The organism is Enterococcus sp. GPZ-007 (assembly GCF_059374735.1).
The window spans coordinates 1-1,611 of the sequence record NZ_JCAFYN010000093.1; the positions used below are offsets into that span (position 1 = coordinate 1).

Sequence of the window (1,611 nt, forward strand, 5' to 3'; positions counted from 1 at the left end):
TAAAACTCTTTATAATTAGAGGCATCTAGGAGGCGATCACATGCTTAAACAAACGTATCAAACCACACTTAGCCCATATAGCGATCTCTACGATCTACTTATTCCATCGGATCATATTTTACGCCGCTTCAATGAGCTCATCGATTTTTCCTTTATTTACGAGGAATTAGAAAATAAGTATTGTTTAAATGATGGCCGCAATGCCTATGATCCAATCAAATTATTTAAATACTTGATGTTAAAAGCGATGTTTCCAGCGTCTGATGTGGATCTAGTTGCCCGCAGTAAGACCGACATGGCGTATAAATATTTTCTAGGATTGGCGCCAGAAGACGAAGTGGTCGATCCCAGTTTACTAACAAAATTCAGACGACAACGGTTAAAGGACACGGGTCTACTGGACCTCTTGTTGGCTAAAACTGTTCAACTCGCTATCGAAAAAGGGATCATTAAAAGCAAAGGAATCATCGTTGATGCCACCCATACGGCTTCCAGATACAACAAAAAGTCCGCCGTGGAACGATTGCGCGCACAGTCGAAAAAAGTACGCAAAGCTATTTATACTTTTAAGCCAGAAGCAAAGCAGCACATGCCGGAAAAAAATCAAACGAATGAGTATTTAGCAGAAAAAAGCTACGTCGAAACCCTTTTGAAAACAGTGGAAGAACATCCAGAATGGGCAGTGACACCCGCAGTCACTGAATCGATCAATCAGTTAAGAGAAACCGTTGAAGATTGCCAAGAGTATGAAGTATATTCTCACGACACTTCCGCAAAAGTAGGGCATAAAACAGCAGACAGTGAGTTTTTCGGCTATAAAACACATGTCGCTCTTACAGAAGAACGCATCATCACAGCAGCGAGTGTGACCAGTGGAGAGGTTGGAGACGGGCCTTATTTGAAAGAATTGGTAGAAAAATCACGTCAAAATGGGGTTGAAGTGAAGGAGATTATTGGGGATACTGCGTATTCAGGGAAAACAAATTTACTTTTTACCGCAGAAGAAAATATAAAGCTCTATTCAAAATTAAATCCGGTAATTTCAAACGGCACTCGTGCGCCAGAAGAGGAATGGACGTACAACAAAGATGCCGCAATGTTTGTCTGTCCAAATGGGCACCTCGCTATTCGAAAAGCCGTTCAGGGAAAGAAAAATCAAGGAGAAAACCAACGAATCGTTTACTATTTTGATATCAAGAAATGCCAAAGCTGCCCATTAAAAGAAGACTGTTATAAAGAAGGCGCCAAGAGTAAAACATACAGTGTGACCATCAAGTCGCAAGCCCATAGCGATCAACAGGCGTTTCAAGAAACTGAAGAATTCAAAGAGCGCTATCGTGAACGGTATATGATCGAAGGAAAAAACAGTGAACTGAAAAACAGACATGGCTACGATGTTTCTTGGTCGAAGGATATTGACGGCATGATGCTCCAAGGGGCCAGTACGCTCTTTGTCATAAATTTGAAACGAATTGTGAAGCTAATGGAAGAAAAAGAGTAAAAAGTAGGGTAGAAAAAGCACCATGTTCGATCAAATGATCGAACATGGTGCTTTTTTATGCCTGTGAAACAGAAGAACCTAAGATTCTAGAGGACTTTATCAGTGGCTCC

At 41.0% G+C, this 1,611-nt stretch carries 1 protein-coding gene; it reads left to right on the forward strand.

Annotation, left to right across the window (positions count from 1 at the left end; all coding sequences use genetic code 11):
* Positions 1-40 precede the first annotated feature (40 nt).
* Entirely contained in the window at positions 41-1,501 is a 1,461-nt protein-coding gene (locus tag AC4J95_RS20990; protein WP_494551537.1) for an IS1182 family transposase, read from the forward strand.
* Positions 1,502-1,611 lie beyond the last annotated feature (110 nt).